Raw genomic sequence first — 21,146 nt, 5'->3', positions numbered from 1 at the left:
GACCATGCGGTGACCAGGTCCGCGAGGGGGTGCGGTGGAACAGGACGGTCGCGCTGCGGTGCCCAACCACGTCGGCGGTGACGTCTTCGGCCCGAGCGTCCAGGCGGGGGTGATCCAGGGCGGCGTGCACCTCCACCTCGCCCCCGCGAGCCGGGATGACCGGGCTGGGCGCGGGAGCCGGGACGATCAAGCCGCCCCCGCGAGCCGGGGTGACCGGGCTGGGCGCGGGAGCTGGGAGGCACGGCTCCCGGCGGAGGTCCGCTCGCTGATGCGCGCCCAGGTGCGGGCGGCCCGGGAGCTGCCCTACCGGCTGCCCGGCGCGCGCCGCCCGTCGCTGGCCGCCGTGCACGTCCGCCAGGACCTGAGCACCGGCACCGACGAGCCGCGCCCGGAGGCGCCGCAGCCCACCCCGATCCTGGACGGCCACGGCCAACTGGTCGAAGCGCCCCGCCCACCCGCGCCGCGCGCGGCCGTGCGACCGCCGGTCCGCGGCCTGCGGGAGGTGCTGGACGGCGACGAGCACCTGGTGATCACCGGCGGCGCGGGTCAGGGCAAGTCGACGCTGTCGCTGCGCCTGGCCGCGGACATCGCGGCCCACTGGTGCGGTGAACGCGCCGGCGAACCGATCGCCGAACCCGTCGTCCCCCTCCGGCTCACGGCCCGCGAGCTGGCCAAACGGCTGAACTTCCCCGCGTCCCAGGCACTCGCGGACAGCGCCCGGGACGAGTACGGCGCGCTGCTGACCACCCCGCTGGGCCCGGACCTGGCCGCCGACCGGGTTGCCGGCTGCCGCTGGCTGCTGCTCGTCGACGCGCTCGACGAGGTCGCCGACGGCGCCGACCGCGACCGGCTGGTGCAGGTCCTCGCCGCCCTGGCGGAGGAACCCGCCTACCGCGTCGTGGTCACCACCCGGCCCGTGGAGGGCGCGGCCCTGGCCCCGCTGCGGCGCGCGGGCGCGGCGCGGTACGAGTTGCAGCCGTTCGACGAGCGGGCGGTGCGCTGCTTCGCCGAGAACTGGTTCGCCGAGGACGGCCCGGACGCGGCCGACCGGTTCGTCCGCCAGGTCCGCGAGGCCCACCTGGACGAGCTGGTCCGCGTGCCGCTGCTGGCCACCATCGCGGCGATCATCTTCGGGCAGCGCCACGACCGCCCGCTGCCGGACAACCAGTACGAGCTGTACGAGAAGTACCTGGAGCTGCTGCGCTCGGCCCGCACGTCGACCGGCCGCTTCGAGGACCACCGCGGCCCGCTGCTGGAGCACCTGGGCCGCACCCGGCTGGAGACCGACACGCCCCTGGTGGCGGCGGCCCGCGACTGGGTGCGCGCGCACGTGCCGCCCGCCGCGCCGGGCGTCGACTGGCAGGCCGACCTGACCGCGTTCCTGGTCTCCGTCGGCCCGTTGGTCATGCGCGGCGACGACCTGCGGTTCCTGCACCACAGCTTCGCCGAGCACCTGGCCGCCACGGCGCGGGCCCGCGAGCTGCCCGAGCGCTTCGACGCGGGGCACGAGGAGTTCGCGCGCCTGCTGCACGCCGCCCGCCCGAAGGAGCGGGGCGGGTACGCCAGGGCCGTGGTGCTGCACTACACCCGCCTGCGCCCGGCGGAGGCCGACCCGCTGGTGCGCGCCCTGCACGCCGGCGACCCGGAACACCACCTGCTGGCCGCCCGGCTGCTGGCCAGGCGCGTGCCGGCGGGGGAGGAGGTCGTGGACGCGTTCCTGACCACGGTGCGCGGGTGGGCGATGACGACCCAGTACCCCGGCGGCGACATCCTGGCGCAGGCGAGCCGGGCCGCGCACCACCCGGGGCTGGTGGGGTGGCTGGTCGATCTGATGCGCGCCGACGCGGCACCGCTGTCGTCGCGGACCGAGGCCGCCGCGGCGCTGGCCGGTCGCATCCGGGGCGGGCACGCGGCGGAGGCGGTCGCGTTCCTGACCGGCCTGGTGGACGACCCCGGCACCCCGGTCGGCGACCGGCTGGCGGCGGCCGAGGCGTTGGCCGACTGCGGGGAGGCCGCGCGGGAGCCGGCCGAACGCGGGTTGCGCGCGGTGCTGGCCAACCCGCTGGCGTGCGGGGACGGCTGCCGCACCGCGGCCGTGCTGCTCGCCGCATTCGGGGACGGTGCCCGGGAGTTCGCCGTCGAGGTGCTGTTACGCCTGGTGGGCAGCGAGGAGATCCCGGCGCACGACCTGGTCGAGGTGGCCACCGGGTTGATCGAGATCGGGGCCGAGTTCCACGCCACGGCCGCGTCCGTGTTCCGCGCCGTCCTGCGCGACCCGGTCAAGAGCATGACCGGGCGGCGGAACGCGGCGCTGGGGCTGGCCTCCCTGGGGCCCGAGGGGACGGCCGAGGCGGTTGACGCACTCACCGCGCTCGTCGCGGATCGAGGACGGGACCGGGACGACCGTGCACAAGCTGCTCAGGTACTGGGTGAGCTGGGGCCGCAGCACCGCGTCGCGGCGGGGGAGTTGCTGCTGGGGGTGATGGCCGAGCCAGGGCTCACCACCCAGGAACGGCACCAGTGCGCGGCCAGGTTGGCCGACCTGGGGCCGAGGATGAGGGAGATTGCGATCGGGCACCTGCGCTCGGTGGAAGCCGATCGCGGGGCCGGGCGGTACAGCGTCCTGACGGCGGCCAGGAGTCTGGCGAACCTCGGGCCGGACTTCTTCGGCGAGGCCGCGCGGGCACTGTGGCGGCTGCTGTCCGACGTGCCCGGCGACCGCCCGCTGCGGACGATGGTGCTCGGTAACCTGCTGAAACTGGGCGAACCCCACCGGACCCGGGCCGCCGGGCTGTTGCAGGAACGGGTGAACGACCGCGCGGCGCCGCCCGCCGACCGGTGCGACGGGGCCGAGTGGCTGGTCCGGTCGGGCCCGCAGTGGTGCGCCGAGGCGCACGCGTGCTTCCTGGAAATCGCCGCCGGGGAACCGGACGTCGAGGTCGCGCTGCGCGCCTGGGCGGGTCTGCTGGGACTGGCGTCGGAGCACCGGGCCGAGGCGTTGGCGGCCCTGCTCGACGCGACGCGTGCGGACCAGGGGGCGGAAGGCAACCTGTTCGGCGCCGCGCATGCTTTCGCGTTGTCCGACGAAGAGCACTTCCGGGTGGCCCAGGCGCTGCTGCGCGTGCTGGGGGACACCGGTCGGAACTTCCGGACGAGGTTGTCGGCCCTCCGGGGCCTGCTCGACTTCAGGAGCGGGGGCCGGCGTGCCGCGGTGGACGAGGTGGTCGTTCTCATCCGGTCCGTTGCCGCACCGGATTTCGACTTCCCCTACCTCGCCCTGTTCCTCGACGACGTGGGCCCAGGTCTCCGATGGGAGGTGGCCGGGGCGCTGCGCGGGCTGCTGGCCGACCCGCGTGCGACGGCGTTCCGGCTGTGGCGGGTTTCGAGCGCGCTCGACCGCCTCGGGTTCGGCACCGGTCCCGAGGTGGTGGCCGCGTTGTGCACCGTCGTCGTCGACACCGCGGTCAAGCCGGAGGACCGCCGGCAAGCGGCGGTGATGTTGGCGCGGATCGCCCCGGAGCACGCCTCGGAGGCTGCCGCCGTGGTGCGGCGGCTGGACAAGACCGAGGTGCCACTCCGGGCGCACGACCCCTACTTGGGCGTCACACCGCGCAGTTCGGCCCTGCTGGAGCAGGTGAAGACCGATCCGGGCACGGCGGATGCGGCCATCGCCTACCACCGCGCGGTGCTGGAGGACGAGTGCCAGGACGTCGGCAGCCGGAGCGCGGCGGCGGCGCTGCTCTTCAACTTCGACCGGGCCTCCCGTCAGACGGCACTCGGGTTGCTCCGGCGGTTCGCCCGGAGCCGTTACTCCACCGCGGCGGAGAGAGGGCTTGCGGCGTACTACCTGGCGTGGAGCAGCCCTTCGGGTGAGCGGGAGGACCTGAAGTTGTTCGAGTCGGTGGCCCGGCACCCCGCGACGTGGCCGAACGTGCGACGCCGGGTGGTCGCCTGGCTGCCCCGGGAGGAGCGCACCGAGGCAGAACGCGCCCTGCTCCTCGACCACGCGCTCCCGATCGGGCAGCGGGTGCCCCGCCGGGACATCTGGGACGACCTGCCGCTGTTCGCCGAGGCGGAGGAGGCGGTGCGCCATGTGCTCACCGCGCCCGGCACGCGTTGGCGGGAACGGATCAACGCGGCGTCGGAGCTGGCCGGCCTGTCGTTGGAGCTGGTGGAAGAGGCGGCCGAGGTGTTGCGCCGGGCCTGGGACGAGCGGCCGGGCAGCGTGGCGGCGGCGAAGGCGTTGGCGCGATTGGGGCCCCGGTACCGCGAGGAGGTGCTGACCCGGGCTCGGGAACTCGTGCTCGATCCAACGCGACCGGCGCGGGTGCGCCTGCGGGCGGCCGGGGTCGTGCTGGAGGTCGCGTTCGACCCGCCGGCGGACGTGGTGGCGTGCCTGCACGACCTGGCGTCCTCCGATCGGGACCGGGTGGACGCCCGGTACTGGCTGCGGCACGTCGACGGACTGGACCCCTTGCGGGCGATCCGCGACGACGAGCGCGAGGCGCAGGCGACCCGGTGGCGTGCGGCGGTCAAGCTGGTCAGCCACGGCGTGGAGGACCGCGCGGCGGCGGCGCGGTTGCTGGGTTCCATTGCCGCTGACCCGGGGGTGCGGCCGGCGTTGCGGTGGCGGGCCGCGCGGGACCTGGCCGAGCTGGGGGTTCCGGGTCGTGACCGGGCCGAGGAGCTGCTGTGGGCGATGGCCGTGGACGAGGGGTTGCCGGTCGGTGCCCGGACGGCGGCGGGGCGGGTCCTGCTGGAGGTCGCGCCGGCCCGTCGTGGTCCGGTGGTGAAGGTGTTGCGCGGGTTGCTCAGGGTGGGGGACCCGCTGCGGCGTGCCGAGGTGCTGAGCGCCCTGGGTGACGGGCTCGGACTGCTCCGGATGGCGCGTGACCCGGAGCTGGGCGCGGTGGTCCGGGTGCGGTGTGCCGAAGCGGTGGTCCGCACGGGGCACGACCTGCGCGAGGGCGCCGCGGTGGCGGTGCGGGCGGTGGCGCGGGACGAGGCCGTGCCGGGGCACGTGCGGCGGCGGGCGGCGCGGGACCTGGCCGCCTGGAGCGCGCTGTACCGGGGTTGAGGGAGTCAGTGCTCGGTCAGCGTGCGGACGAACGCGTGCACGTCCTCGCCCGGCACCTCGCGCGGGGTCGCGGGTTGCCCGGTCAGGGCGGGTTCGGTCATCCGGTCGAGGCGGAACTGGCGCCAGGCGTCGCGCTGGACGTCCCAGGCCAGCAGGTACCAGCGGTGGTCCAGGGACAGCAGGCGCAGCGGTTCGACCAGGCGGGAGCTGTGCTCGCCGCTCCCCGCGACGTAGTCGAAGCGCAGCCGCTCGCCGTTGCGGCAGGCCAGGGCGGTGGTGGCGAGGGTGCCGACGTCCACGGGGGTGTCGCCGGCCGAGGACAGCGCGCCGGCGCGGTCGCGCACGCGCGGCGGCATGACCGGCACCAGCTTGGCCAGCGCCCGCAGGGCGGTCGCCTCCGCGCCGGGGACGGTGCCGTTGGCCGCGGCGAGCAGGCCGGCGACGACCGCCACCGCCTCGTCGTCGTCGAGCACGAGCAGGGTGGGCAGGCGGTCGCCCGCGCGCAGCTGGTAGCCGCCCGCCACGCCGGGGTGCGCGGTCACCTCGTAGCCCATCTCGCGGATCCGCTCGACGTCGCGCCGGAGCGTCCGCCTGCTGACGCCCAGCTCGGCGGCCAGTTCCGAACCCGGCCAGAAGCGGTGGGTCTGCAGGAGGGAGAGCAGTCGGAGGGTGCGCCAGCCGATGTTGGCCATGGGCCATTCTCCCGCCTGGACGGGGGCGGGGCATGGCCTCGACGGGGGACGCGGGAGTTGGTGCGGGTGGCCGTAGCCCAGGTGGGTGAACGGCGGGCGTCGACCCGCGGGCGCGCCCCTCCCGAGGTGGCACGCCCGGTGCCGCGGTCTCGATACGATGTGGGGTCGACGAGGGCCCGATAGAGAGGATGGACGTGGAAACGCGCGAGTTCCAGTCAGAGGCGCGTCAGCTCCTCCAGCTGATGATCCACTCGATCTACTCGAACAAGGACACGTTCCTGCGCGAGCTGGTCTCCAACGCCTCGGACGCGCTGGACAAGCTGCGCCTGGAGACGTTCCGCGACAAGGACCTGGTCGCGGACACCTCCGACCTGCACATCGCCATCGAGGTGGACGCCGACCAGCGGACGCTGACCGTCCGCGACAACGGCATCGGCATGACCCACGACGACGTGGTCAACCTGATCGGCACGATCGCCAAGTCCGGCACGGCCGAGTTCCTGGACCGGCTCAAGCAGACCCAGGACGCGGCCGCCTCGCAGGACCTGATCGGCCAGTTCGGCATCGGCTTCTACTCGACGTTCATGGTCGCCGACAAGGTCACGCTGGTGACGAGGCACCCGCGCTCGACCGAGGGCGTGCGGTGGGAGTCCACCGGCGAGGGCACCTACACGATCGAGGACGTCGCCGACGCGCCGCAGGGCACGGCGGTCACCCTGCACCTCAAGCCCGCCGACGCCGAGGACCACCTGCCGGACTACACCTCGACCGCGAAGCTGCGGGAGATCGTCAAGCGCTACGCGGACTTCATCACCTGGCCCATCCGGATGGCCGAGGGCGACGAGGGCGAGCCCCAGGTGGTCAACTCGCGCAAGGCGCTGTGGGCGCGCCCGGCGAGCGAGGTCACCGAGGACGAGTACGCCGAGTTCTACCGGCACGTCAGCCACGACTGGAACAAGCCGCTGGAAACCATCCGCATGCAGGCGGAGGGCACGTTCGAGTACCAGGCGCTGCTGTTCATCCCGTCGCAGGCGCCGCTGGACCTGTTCATGCGCGAGCGCAAGCGCGGCGTGCAGCTCTACGTCAAGCGCGTCTTCATCATGGACGACTGCGAAGAGCTGATGCCGGAGTACCTGCGGTTCGTCAAGGGCGTGGTGGACGCGCAGGACCTCTCGCTCAACGTCTCCCGGGAAATCCTCCAGCAGGACCGCCAGATCCAGCTGATGCGCCGCCGCCTGGTCAAGAAGGTCCTGTCGACGGTCAAGACCATGATGACCGAGAAGCCGGAGGACTACGAGACGTTCTGGCGGGAGTTCGGCGCCGCGGTCAAGGAGGGCCTGGTCGGCGACTTCGAGAACCGGGACGCCATCCTCGGCATCGCCTCCTTCGACTCCACCCACGACGCGGAGCGCAAGACCACGCTCGCGCAGTACGTGGAGCGGATGAAGGAGGACCAGGAGCACATCTACTACATGACCGGCGACTCGCGGGCCACCGTGGAGAACTCGCCGCACCTGGAGGCGCTGCGCGCCAAGGGCTTCGAGGTGCTGGTGCTGACCGACCCGATCGACGAGATGTGGGTCGAGTCCGTGCCCGGGTTCGAGGGCAAGCAGTTCCAGTCGATCGCCAAGGGCCAGGTCGACCTCGGCACCGACGAGGAGAAGGCCGAGGTCGAGCAGCGGCGCCAGGACTTCGCCGACCTGCTGGCCTGGATGACCGAGGCGCTGTCGGAGAAGGTCAAGGAGGTGCGGCTGTCCACCCGCCTGACCACCTCGCCCGCGTGCGTGGTCGGCGACGCCCACGACCTGACCCCGACCCTGGAGAAGATGTACCGGGCGATGGGGCAGGAGCTGCCGCCGGTCAAGCGCATCCTGGAGCTGAACCCCACGCACCCGCTGGTCGAGGGCCTGCACAAGGCGTTCGCCGAGCGCGAGGACCGCTCGGAGCTGGCCGGCACGGTGGAGCTGCTGCACGGCACCGCGCTGCTCGCCGAGGGCGGCGAGCTGGCCGACCCGGCCCGCTTCTCCCGGCTGCTCGCCGAGCACCTGCAGCGGACCCTGTGAGGCGGCGGCGGGGTGGCCGGGCCCGGTCCGGTCACCCCGCCGGGTAGCCTGGCCGACCGTGCCCCAGGTGTTCATCCAACCGTCCTACGGCCCCCCGTGGGTGCGGCGGTACTGGGCCGAGACCCTGGAGCGCACCGCGCCGTTCCGGGAGGCCGGGTACGCCGACCTGCTCGACCCCGCCGACCTGGAGCGGTTGACCGGGCTGCACCCGTCGGGGCGGGCCAGGTTCTGGGGAGCCACGGCCAAGCACGACCGGCGGATGGACACCGTCAGCACCGGTGACGTCGTGCTGCTCACCGGGCGCAAGCACGTGCTGGCGATCGGCGAGGTGGGGCACGCCCTGCGCAACCCCGCCTTCGCCCGCCGGCTGTGGCGCCCGGACCCGGGGAGGTGCCTGTGGAGCAACGTCTACAGCCTGCGCGAGTGCTGGTTCACCCACATCCCGTACGAGGAGATCTGGGCGCTGCCCGGGTTCAACGCGGGCGACAACTTCATGGGGTTGCGCTTCCTGTCGCCGGAGAAGGCGGCGGTGGTGCTGGAGCGCACGGCGGGGGAGCGGGTGCGGCCTGCGGGCGGGGCGGGGCCTGCGGCGGGCACCGGGGTGACCCGCTAGGCCAGGCGCCCGCTGCCCGTTCACTGCTCCGCACGTTCACCGCCCCGACCCACTGCCCGCCGGTCGCGCTGCCGCCCCTGCCGCGGTAGGGGGTGGTGATCGCGTCGGCCGGGGTTGGGGCGCGTCCCGCAACAGGTCGGTCGGCGAGCAGGGGGTTCCCGGCGATCTGCTCCTCACGGCCACCTGCCGCGCCGGGTCCGCTCGACCGCCCGCGGGGAACACCTTGTCGCCGGTGGCTCCACACGTACCCGTCCCGGGTGCCCCTGCTGACTGTTCACGAGCATGAACAGATGGCGCACACGTGAACGGAATGTTGCCGGAACGTAGTGGGCCGGTCAACGTTTCGTTGCCGGGGAGGGCGCGGGCGCGGCTTTGGTGGGGTAAGTCACAACGCTGTTTTTGTGAATTTTTTAAGCGTTCTGCGGGGTGCTCGCCCGGCGTCACCCACCCGTTCAGGGGAAGCTCCTCGGCGCCTCCGCGGACGGGCCGCGGTATTCCGGGCTGACCCGATTTCTGCGGGTTGCGCAGATCGGGTCACGTGGAATTCCCGTCGTCGGACCGGTCGCGGCGGTGTGCCCGGAGGCAGGGTTCGTGACCCATCGTCACGTGCACGGGACCTGACTTCCCGATCGGGGGTTGGTGTAGCACCACCTCGGTTGTGGGGTTGGTGCCATGCCCCGCGCCGGTTCCCTTCCCTAGCGTTGATGTCAGCTCATAGGAGGGGTTCATGCGGTCAAGGGTTTCGGGGGAGCGGCGGCTGCCCGAGGTCGGGTGCACGGGGGCTCCGCTGCTCCGGCTGGAAGGCGTGCGCAAGCAGTTCGGGGACGAGGTCGTGCTCGACCGGGTCGACCTGGAGGTGCCGGGCGGTGAGCTGGTCGGCGTGGTCGGGGGACCCGGCACGGGCAAGACCACGCTGATGGCGATCGCCGCCGGGCTGCTGCCGCCCGACGACGGTGTCCTGCGGCTGTTCGGCGAGGACCTGTGGGACGGTCCCGGGTTCGCGCGCGCCGGGGTCGCCCTGGTGCCCGACGAGGAGCCCGTGGCGGACCGGCGCTCGTGCCGGGACGTCCTGGTGTGCGCGGGGATGCGGCACGGGCTGCCGCGGTCGGTCGCCGAGCGCCGCGCCACGACGCTGCTGTCGGTGTGCGAGCTGGTGGACGTGGCGGACGTGCCCGTGTGGGAGTGCACGGCCGGTCAGCGCGTCCTGCTGCGGCTGGGCGCGGTGCTGGTGGGCGAGCCGCGGGTGCTGGTGCTGGACGACCCGTTCGCCGGGATCGACGCGTGGGCGTTCGGGGTCGTCCGCGCGGTGTTGAGGGAATTCGCCGCTACCGGGGGTGGGGTGCTGTGCGCTGTTCGGTCGTCCGAAAGGGTCGCCTCGTGGTGCGATCGCGTCGTCGAGCCCTTCCGGGAGCTTCCGTGCGCGTCCGACTCGAACAGCCGTTGACCGCCGAGGTGGACGCCGAGGGCAGGCTGATGCTGATCGTGCCGGGCACCGGCGCGTCGTTCCGGTTCGAGGCCGAGCACACCGGGATGTGGATCGCGCTGCGGCGGCACGGCGGGCGGCTGGACGAGGCTTCGCGGGCGCTGGCGCGGCGGTGGGACGTCGAGCTGAGCGCGGTGCGCGAGGACCTGGGGCGGTGGGTGTCCCACTTATGCGCCATCGGGCTCGCGCACCTCGACTGAGGTTCCCGCTGGGGGCCGCCGCACAAGGGGCGGCCGTCGGGAAGGGCGGCCGTCGGAAAGGGACGATCGCTGGGACGGCTGTCGTTGGGAAGGCGGTCGTTGGGACGGCGGTCGTTGGGACGGCGGTCGTTGGGACGGCTGTCGCTGGGACGGCGGTCGTCGGGAAGGCGGTCGTCGGGAAGGCTGTCGGAGGCGCGGTGACGGGACCGCGGGGCGGGTCGGCCACCACAGCGCCGACCCGGCCCGCGGTCCGGGGCAGGGGTCCCGGGGTCGAAACCCCGGGTCGGTGAGCCCCGGGTCAGCGAGCCCCGGACAGGCGGTCGGCGATCAGCGCGTTCACCGCCGCCGCGTGCTCGGTCAGGTAGAAGTGCCCGCCGGGGAACACCTCCAGCTCGAACCCGCCCTCGGTGTGCTGCTCCCAGGTCCGCGCCTCCTCCAGGGACACCTTGGGGTCCGCGTCCCCGATCAGCACCGTGATCGGCGTCCGCAACCGGGGACCGGGCGCGAACTCGTACGTCTCGACGGCCTGGTAGTCCGCCCGCAGCGCGGGCAGCACCATGCTCAGGATGTCCTGGTCCACCAACCGGAAGTCCGTACCGCCCAACGCCTGCAGCTCCGCCAGCAGCGCCTGGTCGCCCAGCAGGTGCAGCCGGTCGCCCCGGAAGGTCGTCGGCCCGCGCCGCGCCGAGGCGAACAGCCGGACCGGGGCCACGCCCCGCGCCTCCAGCCTGCGGGTGACCTCGAACGCCAGGGTCGCGCCCATGCTGTGCCCGAAGAACGCGAACGGCCGGTCGGTCCACGGCAGCAGCTCCGGCACCAGGTGCTCGGCCAGTTCCGTGATCGAGGGCACGGCCGGGTCGCCGCGGCGGTCCTGCCGCCCCGGGTACTGCACGGCCAGCACGTCGACCCCCGGCGCGTGCGCCTTCGCCAGCGGCACGAAGTAGGACGCCGAGCCGCCCGCGTGCGGGAAGCACACCAGGCGGACCGGGGCCTGCGCGGTGGGCTGGAACCGGCGCAGCCAGGGACCGGTGGTGGTCGGGGCGGTCACAGCGGGATGTTCCCGTGGTGGCCGCGGCCCGGCTGCGCGGCGGCCAGCGCCTCGGCCAGCCGGCGGCGGGTGCCGCGCGGCGCCACGACCTCGTCCACGACACCGAGCGCCATCGCCCGGTCCACGCCGCCCGCGATCCGCTGCTGCTCGGCGGTCAGGTCGGCCAGCAGCGCCGCCCGCTCCTCCTCGGGCACGGCGGCGAGCTTCTTGCGGTGCAGGATCTTCACCGCGGCCTCGGCGCCCATCACGGCCACCTCGGCGTCCGGCCAGGCGAACACCGCGCTGGCGCCGAGGGACCGGGAGTTCATCGCGATGTAGGCGCCGCCGTAGGACTTGCGGGTGATCAGGGTGACGCGCGGGACGACCGCCTCGGCGAAGGCGTGCAGCAGCTTCGCGCCGCGCCGCACCACGCCGCCCCACTCCTGGCCCACGCCGGGCAGGTAGCCGGGCACGTCCACCAGCACCACCAGCGGCACGCCGAAGGCGTCGCACATGCGCACGAACCGCGATGCCTTCTCCGCCGACAGCGAGTCCAGGCAGCCGCCCTTGCGCAGCGGGTTGTTCGCGATGACGCCGACCGTGCGCCTGGCCAGTCGGCCGAAGCCGACCACGACGTTGGGCGCCCACTTGGCCTGCAGCTCCTCGAACGTGCCCGGGTCGAGCACGTCCTGCACGAGCGGCTTGACGTCGTAGGCGCGCCGCGGTGACGGGGGCAGCCAGCTGCTCGGGTCGCGGTCGTCGTCGGCGGCCGCGAGGTCGAGCAGGCCGGGGCGGGTGAAGAAGTCCACCAGGTTGCGGGCCTTGCGCAGCGCCTCGTCCTCGGACGCCGTGGTCACGTGCACCACGCCGGACTTGCGGCCGTGCGCCTCGATGCCGCCCAGGCCCTCCATGTCGATCTGCTCGCCGGTGACGCTGCGGACGACCTCGGGACCGGTGACGAATACCCGGCCGCCCTCGGCCATCACGACGATGTCGGTCAGCGCGGGGCCGTACGCGGCGGCGCCCGCGGCCGGGCCGAGGATCACCGAGATCTGCGGCACCCGGCCGGAGGCGCGGGTCATCGCGGCGAACATCCGGCCGACGCCGTCCATGGACTCCACGCCGTCGGCGAGCTTCGCGCCGCCGGAGTGCCACAGGCCGACGACCGGCACCCGGTCGCGCACGGCGGCTTCGATGGCCTCCACGACGCGCTGGGCGCCGGACCAGCCCATGGCGCCGCCCATCATGGTGGCGTCGGTGCAGTAGGCCAGCACGGGAGAACCGTTGACGCGACCGCGCACCGCGCGGACCCCGCTGCCGTCCTGCTCGTGCAGGGGCACCAGGGACGCTGGGTCGAGCAGGTTCCCCAGCCGGACCATCGGGTCACGCGGGTCGAGCGGTTCGGGCGACTCGACCGACGCGTCGGCGGCCAGGACGGACATGCGCTCTCCTCGGCTGTGCGAGCGGGACGGTGTACCGAAAGTGCCGGTGCCGAGCACCGCTCGACAACCCCTAGTGCCCCCCTGGGCATTCCTCGGTTGCCCCCCTGCCCACCCCCGCAGGGGGTGGACGGGACGTGCGCGCGGGCACGAGGGTTCACCCGGCGGGAATTCCCGCCGGACCGGGAGCGAGCAGGAGGAGGGTGCGGTGCCCGCGGGACCGACCGCTCCACCGACTACCGGCTCAGGGGTGCGCCCCGGCGCCGGCCTCCGGGTCGGGCTCGGGGTCGGGCTCGGTGGTCGCGACGCCGTTCACGCGTGGTGCGGCGCCGTTCCCGGCCGGGGTGCCGTCCCCGCTCGGGGTGCCGTCCTCGGGCGTCGGCCCGACCCGCTCGGCGATCGCCCGCACGGCCGACAGCAGGTCGCCCGCGGTGGGCGCGGCGTCGGGGTCGAGCAGGTTCTGCACGGTCAGGCCGGTCATCACGGCCAGCAGGAACGAGCCCGCCGCCAGGCGCGTCGGGTGGTCGGGCGCCTCGTCGGGCAGGGCCAGCGCGCCCAGCGACGGGCGCGCGTGCTGGTAGGCGGTCGCCAGCTTCTCCCGCAGGTCGGGCATGCGCTCGGCCAGGGAGAACGCCTCGATGCCCGCCACCCACAGCGGCCGGTGGCTGCTGAAGGACTCCAGCACCCCGCTCCACATGGTCTCCAGGCGCCCGGCCGCGGTCTGGTCGGCGCCCGCGGCGGTCATGACCCGGTCCAGCTCGGCGCCCCACTCCTGGAACGCCTCCAGCAGCGCCGCGCTGAGCAGCGCCTCCTTGGACCCGAAGTGGTAGCCGATCGAGGCCAGGTTGGTGTTCGACGCGGCGACGATGTCCCGCGCCGTCGTGTTCGAGTACCCGCGTTCGTACAGGCATTTCCTGGCTCCGGCGAGGAGCTGTTCTCGATGGCCCACGTCGTGACCCTACCGGATCGGGACAGTGTTTTCATACAGTCGTCATATACAAGCGTATAGATCGGGTGTAGCGTCGTGCACATGACTCCAGCCCAACGTGCCGGGAAGCGGGAGTGGTGGGGGCTGGCCGTCCTCGTCCTCGTCACGCTCATCATCAGCATGGACATGACCGTGCTGTCCTACGCGCTGCCGCGCATCAGCGAAACGCTGCAGCCGTCCAGCAGCCAACTGCTGTGGATCACCGACATCTACGCGTTCGTGCTCGCGGGTCTGCTGATCCCGATGGGCACGCTCGGGGACCGCATCGGCCGCCGCAAGCTGCTGATCATCGGTGCGGCGGCCTTCGGCATCGCCTCGGCCGTCAGCGCCTACGCCGGCAGCGCCGAGATGCTGATCGCCTCGCGCGCGCTCATGGGCGCGGCGGGTGCGACGCTGATGCCGTCGACCATGTCGTTGATCCGCACCATGTTCCAGGACGAGCAGCAGCGGCGGGCCGCGATCGGCCTGTGGTCGGCCGGCTTCTCCGCGGGTGGCGCCATCGGCCTGCTGCTCGGCGGCGTGCTGCTCCAGACGTTCAACTGGGGCGTGGTGTTCCTGATCAACGTGCCGATCATGCTGGTGCTGGTGGTGGCGTCGCCGCTGCTGCTGCCGGAGTACCGCAACCCGCAGGCGGGCAGGTTCGACATCGTCAGCTCCATCCTGCTGTTCGCGAGCGTGCTGCCCGCGGTGTGGGGCATCAAGGAGTTCGCCGAGCAGGGCTTCGGCTGGCAGCCGCTGGCCGCGGTCGTGGTGGGGCTGCTGTTCCTGCCGCTGTTCATCGTGCGCCAGCGCGGCCTGGACGACCCGATGGTGGACGTGCGGCTGTTCGGCAAGGCCGCGTTCTCCGCCGCCCTGTTCACCAACGTGCTGGCGAACTTCGCGCTGGTCGGCTTCATGTTCTTCACCGCCCAGTACCTCCAGCTGGTGCTGGGGCTCGACCCGTTCGTGGCGGGCCTGTGGTCGCTGCCGCAGGCGTTCACCGCGGCGATCGGCGCGGCGGTGCTGGCCCCGGTGCTCACCCCGAAGCTGCGCCACGGCGGCGCGATCGCCGTCGGCCTGGTCATCGGCACCTGCGGCTTCCTGCTGATGTCGCAGGTGGGCGTCGAGAACGGCCTGTTCCAGGTCGTGGCGGGCCAGATGCTGGCCACCATGGGCATGGCGATGGCGCTCACGCTGACCGCCGAGCTCGTCGTCACCACCGCGCCGCAGGAGCGGGCGGGCGCCGCCGCGGGCCTGTCCGAGACCGGCAGCCAGTTCGGCAGCGCCCTGGGCGTGGCCGTGCTGGGCAGCGTCGGCGCGTTCGTGTACCGCTCGCAGCTGACCGACACCCCGCCCGCCGGGGTGCCCGCCGCCGCGCTGGACACCGCGCGGGAGACGCTCGGCGCGGCCATCGAGGCCGCCAAGGGGCTGTCCGAGGGCGCCGGGAACGCCCTGCGACTGGCCGCGAAGACCGCGTTCACCGACGAGCTGCACGTGGCGGCGTACACGGTGTCCGGCGTGCTGCTGCTCACCGCGGTGGTGGCGGTCGCGCTGCTGCGCCGGGTGCCCCGCCCGACCCCGCCGCCGCAGGGCGCGCCGGACGAGGCGGCCGACGCGGCCGACCCCGACCCCGTCCGCAGCGAGGAGAACAGCGGTCAGCAGAAGGCCGGGAGCACGGCCTGACGCCACCCGCGCGAACCCCACCCGGAGCCCGGTCGCACACCCCTGTGCGGCCGGGCTCCGGCGTTCGCGGGAAAAGAGGGGGCGGGTGGGGTTTTCCGTGGTCGGAGGGTGTTCCGGGGCAACCCGGGGCACCCCGTCCGCTAGGGGCCGGGTAAGGGCCCCCTAGGGGTTGGCCGCGGTGTCCGGATCTCCGTAGCGTCATCCTGGGAAAAACGGGTCGGGAATTCCCGACTGAGGTGTTGCGCGCTTCCGCGGTGATGCGGGAATTCCGGTGGAAAAGAGCCCCCGGTGTTCCCGCGCGAGCCCAGGACGTGCGCAAACCCCATCGTCGAGGACGACGCGGCGGGCGTGGCCCCGCCGGTCGGGCACAGGCACCTGATCGGTTTGACCGCGAAGTGGAACGGCCCCGGGAGGCGTGCGTGGGAAACGAGGAAAAGCTCCTGGCTTACCTGAAGCGGGCGACCGCGGACCTGCGTGAAGCACGCCGCAGGTTGCGCGAGGCCGAGCGCCGGGACAACGACCCGATCGCGGTCGTCGGCATCGGCTGCCGCTTCCCCGGCGGGGTCACCGACCCCGACGGGCTGTGGGAGCTGGTGGCCGGTGGCGTGGACGCGGTGACGCCGTTCCCCACCGACCGCGACTGGGACCTCGACGCCCTCTACGACCCCGACCCCGACCGGCGCGGCCACAGCTACACCCGCGAGGGCGGGTTCCTGCACGACGCGGCCGAGTTCGACGCCGCGTTCTTCGGCATCAGCCCGCGCGAGGCCGTGGCCATGGACCCGCAGCAGCGGCTGCTGCTGGAGGTGTCCTGGGAGGCGTTCGAGCACGCGGGCATCGACCCCACCTCGCTCAAGGGCAGCCGCACGGGCGTCTACGCCGGCCTGATGTACCACGAGTACTCGTCGCGCGTGCCCGTCGTGCCCGAGGAGCTGGAGGGCTTCATCGGCAACGGCAACGCGGGCAGCGTGTTCTCCGGCCGCGTCGCCTACGCCTTCGGGCTGGAGGGCCCGGCGGTCACCGTCGACACCGCCTGCTCCTCGTCGCTGGTCGCCCTGCACCTGGCCGTGCAGGCGCTGCGCCGCGGCGAGTGCTCGCTGGCGCTGGCCGGCGGCGTGACCGTGATGTCCTCGCCCGAGACGTTCGTGGACTTCTCCCGGCAGCGCGGCCTGTCCCCGGACGGCCGCTGCAAGCCGTTCGCCGAGGCCGCCGACGGCACCGGCTGGTCCGAGGGCGCCGCGGTGATCGTGGTCGAGCGGCTGTCCGACGCGCGCCGCAACGGCCACCGCGTGCTGGCCGTGGTCAAGGGCACCGCGGTCAACCAGGACGGCGCCTCCAGCGGCATGACCGCCCCGAACGGGCCGTCGCAGCAGCGGGTCATCCGCGCCGCGCTGGCCAACGCGGGCCTGTCCACCGAGCACGTCGACGTGGTCGAGGCGCACGGCACCGGCACCCGGCTGGGTGACCCGATCGAGGCGCAGGCCGTCATCGCCACCTACGGCCAGGACCGGGAGCACCCGCTGCTGCTGGGGTCGATCAAGTCCAACTTCGGCCACACCCAGGCCGCGGCCGGCGTCGCGGGCGTGATCAAGGCGATCATGGCCATGCGGCACGGGGTCGTGCCCAAGACCCTGCACGTGGACGCGCCCACCTCGCACGTGGACTGGAGCGCGGGCGCAGTCGTGCTGCCCACCGAGGCCGTGCCGTGGCCGGAGACCGGCCGCCCGCGCCGCGCGGCGGTGTCGTCGTTCGGCATCAGCGGCACCAACTCGCACGTGGTGCTGGAGCAGGCGCCGGCGGAGGAGCCCGAGGAGGCCGGGGAGCCCACCGGGGAGACCGCGCCGGTCGTCGAGACCGACGTGGTGCCGTGGCTGGTCACCGGCAAGACCCCGGAGGCGCTGGCCGCCCAGGTGCGGCGCCTGCGCGCGGTGGCCGGGGAGAACGCGCTCGACGTCGCCTACTCGCTGGCGACCTCCCGCGCCCACTTCGAGCACCGGCTCGCGGTCGTCGGCCGGACCGCCGACGAGCTGGCCGCCGGGCTGGCCGACGGCGCGCCGGGCGTGGTGCGCGGCGAGGTGAAGGCGGGTGCCACGGCGTTCCTGTTCACCGGTCAGGGTTCGCAGCGGGTGGGCATGGGCCGCGAGTTGCGGGCGGCGTTCCCGGTGTTCCGGGAGGTGTTCGACGAGGTGTGCGGGCACTTCGAGCTGCCGCTGGCGGACGTGGTGTTCGGTGATGACCAGGAGTTGTTGAACCAGACGGGTAACAGTCAGCCGGCGTTGTTCGCGTTCGAGGTGGCGTTGTTCCGGCTGCTGGAGTCCTGGGGGATCAAGCCGGACTTCGTCGCGGGTCACTCGATCGGTGAGATCGCGGCGGCGCACGTGGCCGGGGTGTTCTCGCTGGCGGATGCGTGCCGCTTGGTGGAGGCCCGGGGTCGGTTGATGCAGGCGCTGCCGGCCGGTGGTGCGATGCTCGCGGTGGAGGCCACCGAGGAAGAAGTCCTGCCGCTGCTGGACGCCCGGGTCGGGCTCGCGGCGGTCAATGGCCCGAATGCCGTGGTGGTCTCCGGTGACGCGGCCGCGGTGGACGAGATCGCGGTGAAGTTCGAGGGGCGGCGCACCAAGCGTTTGCGCGTGTCGCACGCGTTCCACTCGCCGCTGATGGAGCCGATGCTGGAGGACTTCCGGGCGGTCGTCTCGGGAATCGCCTTCCAGGCCCCGCAGACGGCCCTGGTGTCCACTGTGACCGGTCGGCCCGCGGGCGAGGAGATCGCCGCCGCCGACTACTGGGTGCGGCACGTGCGGCAGGCGGTGCGGTTCCACGACGGCGTGACGGCGTTGGCGCAGCAGGGCGTGACCCGGTTCCTGGAGGTCGGCCCGGACGGCGTGCTCACCGGCATGGCCGATGTGGACGGTGTGCGGGTGGCCACCCAGCGGCGTGACCGCGACGAGGTCGTGACGCTGACGACCGCGGTCGCGCAGGCGTTCGCGCACGGCGTGGCCGTGGACTGGGCCGCGTTCTTCGCCGGCCGCGGCGCGCGGCGGGTCGACCTGCCCACCTACGCCTTCCAGCACCGGCGCTACTGGCTGGAGTCCGCGGGCCCGGCGGGCGACGCCGGGTCGTTCGGCCTGCTGCCGGGTGGGCACCCGATGCTGTCCGCCGTGGTGGAGACGCCGACCACCGGCGGCGTCGTGCTGACCGGGCGGCTCGCGCACAACACCCACGGCTGGCTGGCCGACCACGCCGTGCACGGCACCGTGCTGGTGCCCGGCACCGGCCTGGTGGAGCTGGCCGTGCGCGCGGGCGACCAGGTCGGCTGCGACCTGCTGGAGGAGCTGACCCTGGAGGCGCCGCTGCTGCTGCCCGAGCAGGGCGCCCTGGCGCTGCGGGTGACCGCCGAGGGGCCGGACGCCTCCGGGCGGCGCGCGCTGGCCATCCACTCGCGCCCCGAGGGCGCGCACCCCGACGAGGAGTGGACCCGCCACGCGTCGGGCCTGCTCGGCACGGCCGGCGACGGCGAGCCCGAGCGCCTGGCCGCGTGGCCGCCCGAGGGCGCGGAGGCCGTGGACCTCGACGGGTTCTACGAGCGGCTGGCCGACGCCGGCTACGGCTACGGCGAGGTGTTCCGCGGCCTGCGGTCGCTGTGGAAGCGCGGCGAGGGCGAGCTGTTCGCCTCGGCCGCGCTGCCCGAGGCCGCGCACGCCGACGCGGCCCGCTTCGGCCTGCACCCCGCGCTGCTCGACGCCGCCCTGCACGCCAACCTGGCCGACGGCTCGGCCGAGCGCACCCCGCTGCCCTTCGCCTGGAACGGCGTGCGGCTGCACGCGACGGGCGCGACCGAGCTGCGCATCCACATCCGGCCCACCGGCCAGGACAAGCTCACCGTGGCGGTCGCCGACGGCCGCGGCGAGCCCGTGGCCACCATCGACGAGCTGGTCGCCCGCTCGGTGACCGCCGAGCAGCTCGGCGCGGCCAACCGCGGCCACCACGAGTCCCTGTTCCGGCTGCGCTGGACGCCCGCGGCGACCGGTGCCGCGCCGGTGCCCACCGGCGACGGCTGGGCGGTGCTCGGGCCGGACGCCGTGGTCGCCGCGACGCCGTACCCGGACCTGGCGGCGCTGCGCGCGGCCCTGGACGCGGGCGTCGCCGCGCCCGGGGTGGTGCTGGCGCCGGTCACGCCCAACGACCCCGCCGCGGTCACCGCGGGCGCGGTCGACGTGCCCGCCGAGGTCCGGTCGGCCACGCACGCCGCGCTGCGCCTGCTGACCGGCTGGCTCGCCGACGAGCGGCTGGCGGGTTCCCGCCTGGTCCTGGTCACCCGGGGCGCGGTGCCCACCGGTGACGGGGCCGGCCACGACCTGACCCGCGCGCCCCTGTGGGGCCTGCTGCGGGCCGCGCAGGCCGAGAACCCCGACCGGTTCACCGTCGTCGACGTCGAGCCGGGCAACGAGGACCTGCTGCCCGCCGCCATCGCCTCCGGCGAACCCGAGGTCGCCCTGCGCGGCGGCGGGGTGCTCGTGCCCCGGCTGCACCGCGTGGTGGTGGCCGAGGGCCAGGGCGCCCCGTGGCGCCCCGACGGCACCGTGCTGATCACCGGCGGCACCGGCGGCCTGGGCGGGCTGCTCGCCCGGCACCTGGTCACCGCGCACGGCGTCCGGCACCTGCTGCTCACCAGCCGCCGCGGCCCGGACGCGCCCGGCGCCGCCGAACTGGCCGCCGAGCTGGAGGCCGCGGGCGCCGACGTGGCCGTGGTCGCCTGCGACACCGCCGACGGCGAGGCGGTGGAGAAGCTGCTGGCCGGCGTGCCCGCCGCGCACCCGCTGACCGCCGTGGTGCACGCCGCGGGCGTGGCGGACAACGCCCTGCTGGCCGACCTCACCCCGGAGCAGGTCGACACCGTGCTGCGGGCCAAGGTCGACGCCGCCTGGCACCTGCACCGGCTCACCGGCGACCTGGCCGCGTTCGTGCTGTTCTCCTCCTCGGCGGCCGTGGTCGCCGGGGCCGGGCAGGCGAACTACGCCACCGCCAACGCCTTCCTGGACGCGCTCGCCGAGCACCGGCGCGCCGCGGGCCTGCCCGCCACCTCCCTGGCCTACGGGCTGTGGGCGGAGAGCAGCGGCATGGCCGGCCACCTGGACGAGGCCGACCTGCGCCGGATGGACCGGCTCGGGATGCCCGCGATGAGCCCCGCCGAGGGCCTGGCGCTGTTCGACGCCGCGCTCACCCTCGACGAGGCCGCGCTGGTGCCCGTGCGGGTGGACACCGCGGCCCTGCGCGCCCGCACCGACGCGCTGCCCCCGGTGCTGCGCGGCCTGGTCCGGGTCCCGTCCCGGCGCGCCGCCGCGGCCGCGACCGGCGCCGACGCGCGGCCCCTGGCCGACCGGCTCGCCGGGCTGCCCGCCGTGGAGCGCGAACAGCTCGTGCTGGACCTGGTGCGCACGCACGCCGCGGCCGTGCTCGGCCACGGCGGCGTGGACGAGGTCACGCCCACCAAGGCGTTCAAGGACCTCGGGTTCGACTCGCTGGCCGCCGTGGAGCTGCGCAACCTGCTCGGCACCGCGACCGGCCTGCGGCTGCCCGCCACGCTCGTGTTCGACCACCCGTCGCCGGACGTGCTGGCCAAGGCGCTGCTGGCGGAGCTGGTGGGCGAGGAGGACCAGGCGCGCGCCGTGCTCGCCGAGGTCGACCGGCTGGAGGCGGCGCTGGAGACCGTGGCGGGCGACGACGTCGCCCGGGTCACCGCGCGGCTGGAAGCGCTGCTGCGCACCTGGCACGACGTGCACGGCCGCGATGACGACGACGACCGCGACCTGGGCGCGGCCACCGACGAGGAACTCTTCGAAGTCCTCGACAACGAACTCGGCATCTGACCGGGGTCACCGGTCCCGACTGCCCCCGAGGACGG

At 74.2% G+C, this 21,146-nt stretch carries 10 protein-coding genes and 1 pseudogene; 7 read left to right on the top strand and 4 right to left on the bottom strand.

The features are described from left to right. Positions 1-34 precede the first annotated feature (34 nt). Complete coding sequence (locus EKG83_RS49250; protein WP_153278621.1) at positions 35-5,077, top strand: NACHT domain-containing protein; 5,043 nt, start codon at positions 35-37, stop codon at positions 5,075-5,077. 5 nt (positions 5,078-5,082) lie between these two features. Here EKG83_RS49250 and EKG83_RS33195 read toward each other — a convergent pair whose 3' ends face one another. Next, complete coding sequence (locus tag EKG83_RS33195; protein ID WP_051766796.1) at positions 5,083-5,769, bottom strand: helix-turn-helix transcriptional regulator; 687 nt, start codon at positions 5,767-5,769, stop codon at positions 5,083-5,085. A gap of 188 nt (positions 5,770-5,957) precedes the next feature. Between EKG83_RS33195 and htpG the strand changes: the two genes are divergently transcribed. From htpG to EKG83_RS33175, 4 genes are all read left to right on the top strand, one after another. Next, positions 5,958-7,832, top strand: coding sequence for a molecular chaperone HtpG (gene htpG / locus EKG83_RS33190; protein WP_033434665.1), 1,875 nt, complete (start codon positions 5,958-5,960; stop codon positions 7,830-7,832). A 67-nt stretch (positions 7,833-7,899) separates the two neighbouring features. Beyond that, on the top strand, positions 7,900-8,445 hold the full coding sequence (locus EKG83_RS33185; protein ID WP_228122309.1) for a hypothetical protein: 546 nt from the start codon (positions 7,900-7,902) through the stop codon (positions 8,443-8,445). Positions 8,446-9,172: 727 nt separating this feature from the next. Further along, on the top strand, positions 9,173-9,889 hold the full coding sequence (locus EKG83_RS33180; protein WP_084717024.1) for an ATP-binding cassette domain-containing protein: 717 nt from the start codon (positions 9,173-9,175) through the stop codon (positions 9,887-9,889). Further along, entirely contained in the window at positions 9,862-10,128 is a 267-nt protein-coding gene (locus tag EKG83_RS33175) for a hypothetical protein (protein WP_153278620.1), read from the top strand. The genes EKG83_RS33180 and EKG83_RS33175 overlap by 28 nt, the downstream gene beginning before the upstream one ends. Positions 10,129-10,426: 298 nt before the next feature. On the opposite strand, the gene EKG83_RS33170 is transcribed toward EKG83_RS33175, so the two are convergent. From EKG83_RS33170 to EKG83_RS33160, 3 genes are all read right to left on the bottom strand, one after another. After that, the gene (locus EKG83_RS33170; protein ID WP_033434663.1) at positions 10,427-11,176 is read right to left on the bottom strand and encodes a thioesterase II family protein; all 750 of its coding nucleotides are present in this window, start codon (positions 11,174-11,176) and stop codon (positions 10,427-10,429) included. Then, positions 11,173-12,597, bottom strand: coding sequence for an acyl-CoA carboxylase subunit beta (locus tag EKG83_RS33165; RefSeq protein WP_033434662.1), 1,425 nt, complete (start codon positions 12,595-12,597; stop codon positions 11,173-11,175). The genes EKG83_RS33170 and EKG83_RS33165 overlap by 4 nt, the downstream gene beginning before the upstream one ends. A 241-nt stretch (positions 12,598-12,838) precedes the next feature. Then, on the bottom strand, positions 12,839-13,543 hold the full coding sequence (locus tag EKG83_RS33160) for a TetR/AcrR family transcriptional regulator (protein WP_084717023.1): 705 nt from the start codon (positions 13,541-13,543) through the stop codon (positions 12,839-12,841). Between the two features lie 81 nt (positions 13,544-13,624). On the opposite strand from EKG83_RS33160, the gene EKG83_RS33155 reads away from it, so the two are divergent. Continuing rightward, positions 13,625-15,244, top strand: a complete 1,620-nt coding sequence (locus tag EKG83_RS33155) for an MFS transporter (protein ID WP_063741470.1) — start codon at positions 13,625-13,627, stop codon at positions 15,242-15,244. 419 nt (positions 15,245-15,663) lie between these two features. Then, positions 15,664-21,111: pseudogene (locus EKG83_RS33150) on the top strand (SDR family NAD(P)-dependent oxidoreductase); the annotation flags it as partial. Positions 21,112-21,146 lie beyond the last annotated feature (35 nt).

Source organism: Saccharothrix syringae, assembly GCF_009498035.1.
Classification (GTDB): domain Bacteria; phylum Actinomycetota; class Actinomycetes; order Mycobacteriales; family Pseudonocardiaceae; genus Actinosynnema; species Actinosynnema syringae.
Note: the sequence above shows the minus strand (reverse complement) of the source record. Positions and strands in the feature narration are given on the sequence as shown.

Coding starts and splice junctions, on each gene's coding strand:
- EKG83_RS33195 (WP_051766796.1), bottom strand. CDS start 5,769: ATGGCCAACATCGGCTGGCGCACCCTCCGACTGCTCTCCCTCCTGCAG.
- EKG83_RS33180 (WP_084717024.1), top strand. CDS start 9,173: ATGCGGTCAAGGGTTTCGGGGGAGCGGCGGCTGCCCGAGGTCGGGTGC.
- htpG (WP_033434665.1), top strand. CDS start 5,958: ATGGACGTGGAAACGCGCGAGTTCCAGTCAGAGGCGCGTCAGCTCCTC.
- EKG83_RS33165 (WP_033434662.1), bottom strand. CDS start 12,597: ATGTCCGTCCTGGCCGCCGACGCGTCGGTCGAGTCGCCCGAACCGCTC.
- EKG83_RS33155 (WP_063741470.1), top strand. CDS start 13,625: ATGACTCCAGCCCAACGTGCCGGGAAGCGGGAGTGGTGGGGGCTGGCC.